Origin of the sequence: Pseudomonas sp. KK4, from assembly GCF_001984065.1 — a bacterium.
GTDB lineage: Bacteria > Pseudomonadota > Gammaproteobacteria > Pseudomonadales > Pseudomonadaceae > Aquipseudomonas.
Window position 1 is genome coordinate 1 of record NZ_LYVP01000218.1, and the last position, 3926, is coordinate 3926.

Below are 3926 nucleotides of genomic sequence, written 5' to 3' on the forward strand. Positions count from 1 at the left end.
CGCGAAGGCGGTGTATCAGCTAATGAATTTGTTATCTGACACACCGCATTCGCGAGCAAGCCCGCTCCCACATTTGCTCCCACATTGATCCATATCAACGTCATGTGGCTGGATAGCGGCACAATACTGGCACCTTGCCAAAACTGTTTCCGCTATCAGAGAAGACCTCCATGGGTGCCTGGCTTAGCAATATCTCGCTGAAATACAAATTCTGGGCGGTGAATGCCGTCGCCTTCGTCACGACCCTGCTGCTGGTGCTGTACGCCGTGCAGCTCGAACAGCAGGCCCGCAGCCAGGCTGCGCAGCAATCGGCGCGGGCCCAGGCGCGTCTGCTCAGCGCCTGGCCCGCCGCGCAAGCGCTGCCCAGGGCCGAAAATCTGCTGACCTTCCAGCCCGGGCAAACGCCGATGCTCGACAGCCAGCCAATCGCGCAACTGACCAACGCCGACGGCTGGGTGCAGATCAATGGCATGCCGCTGCTGGGTGACAACCTGTTGCTGGGCGCCCAGGTTTTCACTCGGACCGATGGCCAGCGGGTCGCGGTGCTGGCCCAGGGGCCGAGCCTGGGCCAGGTGTTCAGCGAGCGCTTCGTCAACTATGCGGTTGCGGTGACAGCCCTGATGCTGGCGATGCTGGGCGCGTCGCAATTGCTCATCCGTTTTCTGCTCAGTCAGCTCAACACCTTGAAAGACGTGATGCTGCACGTTGAGAAAAGCGGCGATCTCTCGGCCCGTGTGCCGCTGGCAAGCAGCGATGAAGTCGGGCAAATGGCCCATGCCTTCAACGCCATGCAGGCCGGTTATCAACGGGTGGTGAATACCGTGGCCAGCACTGCCCGGCAATTGGACGACGGCGCCGCGCGGCTGGCGTCGAGCATGAGTGAAGTGCGCCAGGGCATGCTCGGTCAGCAGAGTGAAACCGATCAGGCGGCCACCGCGATCAATCAGATGACCGCCACCGTCCACCACATTGCCGCACATGCCGGTGCCACCCGCGACCTCTCGCAATCGGCCGATACCCTGGCCGGCAGCGGCCAAATGGTGGTGATGCGCGTGCAGCAGTCGATCGCCGGGTTGTCGACCGGGGTGCAGCAAACCGCCGAGATGATCCAGCGCCTGGCCGAGGACAGCCAGAAGATCAACGGCGTGGTCAATGTGATCCACAGCATCGCCGAGCAAACCAACCTGCTGGCCCTGAACGCCGCGATCGAAGCGGCCCGGGCCGGTGAGATGGGCCGCGGTTTTGCAGTGGTGGCCGATGAAGTGCGCAACCTGGCCAAGCGCGTGCAAACCTCCACTGACGAAATCACCCTGATGGTCTCGGCGTTGCAGGCCGGCACCCGGGACGCCGTGGATTTCATGCAGGAGAGCTCGTTCAAGGCCGATGATTGCGTGCAACAGGCGCAAGAGGCCGGCGCGGCGCTGGCGCAGATCACCGGGGCGGTGGCGCAGATGCGCGACAGCAATACGCAGATTGCCGTGGCGGCGCAGCAGCAGAGCCAGGTGGCGGAGGAGATGAATCGGGCGGTGGTGAGTATTCGGGATGTGACGGAGAACACCGTGCGGCAGACTGTTGGGTCGGCCCATACCAGTCATGAGTTGGCGGCGTTGGCTGGGGAGTTGAGCAAGGTTATAGGGCAGTTGAGGCTTTGAGGGACCTGTCGCGGGCAAGCCTCGCCCCTACAGGTCGAAGGCGATCGCTACGTTTGTGCCCCCCCACGTCGCCCGGCACCATCAAATCCGAACATGGCCGCTATCACTGCGATAGCCAACCTCGATTCGCCGCCCGCATCGGCCGGGCCTATTCTTCAGGCATGTGTTCAACACGGACTTGAGGAGTTGCTTCATGGGCAAACGTCATCCCAACCTTCCCGCCTGGCAATGGCGTGCCTACCCGGACAATCACCAGCACCCGACCAACCTGGTGTTGCACCTGATTGCCGTGCCGCTGTTCATCGTGGCCTTTCTGTTGATCGTGACCGGTGTGTTCGGCCTGAACCTGGCGAACTTCGCCATTGGTGTCATCGGGGTGATCGCCGCGTTGCGTCTGCAGCGTCATGGTCACAGCCTGGAAGCCCAGGCCTCCGAGCCGTTCAGTGATCGCAAGGACGCGGTATCGCGCCTGCTGGTCGAGCAGTTCCTGACCTTCCCGCGGTTTTTCCTCAGCGGTGGCTGGTGGCGCGCCTGGCGTGAGCGCCACCGCCGTCACTGATCAGGCGAAGACCGTCACGGTCTGCCGGCTCATGGCGATCAAGCGGCCCTGGGCGTCCCACAACTTCGCCGCCGCATGGCCGTAGCCGTCGGCGGCGTGTTCGGTCTCTACCAGGTACTTGCACCAGTCCAGGGTGCTCAACGCCAGCAAGGGCTGGACGAATTCGATGGTCCAGGTCAGCGTGCTGCCCATGGCCGGTTTCTTCAGGAACGGCATCAGGGCCGGTGGCCAGGCATCCACCAGCGCCAGGATGTGCGCCTCGCTCAAGGGTTCTTCCTTCACATCACCCCGCAAGCGCACCCAGCCGCCCATGTGGCGCGAGGTGTTGCCGCTGAACGGCAGGCCGCCGACGCTCCAACGCATGGCGATATGGCGCATGAACTCAGGAATCACGCCTTCGATGAAGGGCAGTTCCTGGCACTCTTCCCAATGCTTCATCTCTGGCGCCGGCAGCGCCGTCACCGCCACTTCCGACGGGCGCGAGGCGCCGAAGCTGCCCTGGATCAGGGTCACCACTTGCCCCTTCTGCATGACCCGTCCCAGCACCTGGCTGACGGCCTTGCCTTCGCGCAACACGTCCACTTCAAAACTGACCGGCACTTCAGGCTCGACCGGGCCGACGAAGGTCACCGCCAGCGAACGCACCGGGCGATCGGCGGGCACTCTGGCGCGCATGGCTTCGTACTGCAGGGCGGCCACCAGACCACCGAAACTGGCACGGCCCTGAGCCCATCCGGCCGGGATGGACAGGTCCTGGGGCTGATGGCGGACAGCGTCAAGCAGATCGGAAAAGCGCATGGAGACCTCAGGGACAGGAAATAGGATGGTGGGATCTTAACCAGCCGGCGAAGGCTGTACAGCGCCCATTCCGGCCAAATTCACTGACAGATGGGCCGCGGGGTTCAGGTCTACACAAAACACTGGGGGAGCGGCGGTGCTCCCACAGGTTTGTTCGCGAAAGCGGTGGATCAGATGAACATGCGTCGGCTGGCACACCGCATTCGCGAGCAAGCCCGCTCCCACAGGTTTGTTCGCGAAAGCGGTGGATAAGACGAACATGCATTGGCTGGCATACCGCATTCGCGAGCAAGCCCGCTCCCACGGGTTTGTTCGCGAAAGCGGTGGATCAGATGAACATGCATTGGCTGGCACACCGCATTCGCGAGCAAGCCCGCTCCCACGGGGAGGCGGCGGTGTTTTCAGGATTTGAAGCAGGTCTTGTCGAGTTTTTCGAGGACTTGGTCGGCCTTTTGCTCGGCCTTGGCCATGGCGGTTTTCCATTGTGCAACGCAGGGCTGCAGGTCCGGCTCCTGTTCTGCCTTGGCCAGCCATTGCCAGCAGTCATGCCAATCACCCAGCGCGCCCTGGGCCGATTTCAGTCGGGGATAGGCCTGTTTCGGCAAGCGGTCCAGCTCGGGATAGGCTTCGATGCCGTAACGCACGCGCTTGATCAGCAGACGCAACCGATGCCGATCGTGGGCGGGGTCGTGCAGCGCTTCGTCGAGTTTCTTCCACTGCTTGCCCAGGCGCTTTTTGATTCGCTTGTCCAAATCCTTGAGCAAGCCCTGACGTTCAGCCGCCCGCAAAAAACGTGGGAAAGCGTCGAGGATCATCAGCAACTGCGCCAACTCTTTGCTCGTTGCCACGGCGGGATAGGCTTTGGCCATCTGCGCCATGCGGCGTTGCGCGATCGTGAGGTGCTGGCGGCCTACTTG

General features: G+C 62.8%; 4 protein-coding genes. 2 read left to right on the top strand and 2 right to left on the bottom strand.

Annotation, left to right across the window (positions count from 1 at the left end; all coding sequences use genetic code 11):
- The first annotated feature begins 170 nt into the window (after positions 1-170).
- Both B0W55_RS28965 and B0W55_RS28970 read left to right on the top strand, forming a co-directional pair.
- On the top strand, positions 171-1652 hold the full coding sequence (locus B0W55_RS28965; protein WP_077049323.1) for a methyl-accepting chemotaxis protein: 1482 nt from the start codon (positions 171-173) through the stop codon (positions 1650-1652).
- A 193-nt stretch (positions 1653-1845) separates the two neighbouring features.
- Positions 1846-2211, top strand: coding sequence for an Mpo1-like protein (locus tag B0W55_RS28970; protein ID WP_077049324.1), 366 nt, complete (start codon positions 1846-1848; stop codon positions 2209-2211).
- Here B0W55_RS28970 and B0W55_RS28975 read toward each other — a convergent pair whose 3' ends face one another.
- Complete coding sequence (locus tag B0W55_RS28975; RefSeq protein ID WP_077049325.1) at positions 2212-3009, bottom strand: acyl-CoA thioesterase II; 798 nt, start codon at positions 3007-3009, stop codon at positions 2212-2214.
- A 401-nt stretch (positions 3010-3410) separates the two neighbouring features.
- A partial coding sequence (locus tag B0W55_RS28980; RefSeq protein WP_139341010.1) for a CHAD domain-containing protein occupies positions 3411-3926 on the bottom strand: 516 nt, incomplete at its 5' end.

Excerpts from the sequence above, each read along its gene's own strand:
- B0W55_RS28965 (WP_077049323.1), top strand. The coding sequence starts at position 171 with ATGGGTGCCTGGCTTAGCAATATCTCGCTGAAATACAAATTCTGGGCG.
- B0W55_RS28970 (WP_077049324.1), top strand. The coding sequence starts at position 1,846 with ATGGGCAAACGTCATCCCAACCTTCCCGCCTGGCAATGGCGTGCCTAC.
- B0W55_RS28975 (WP_077049325.1), bottom strand. The coding sequence starts at position 3,009 with ATGCGCTTTTCCGATCTGCTTGACGCTGTCCGCCATCAGCCCCAGGAC.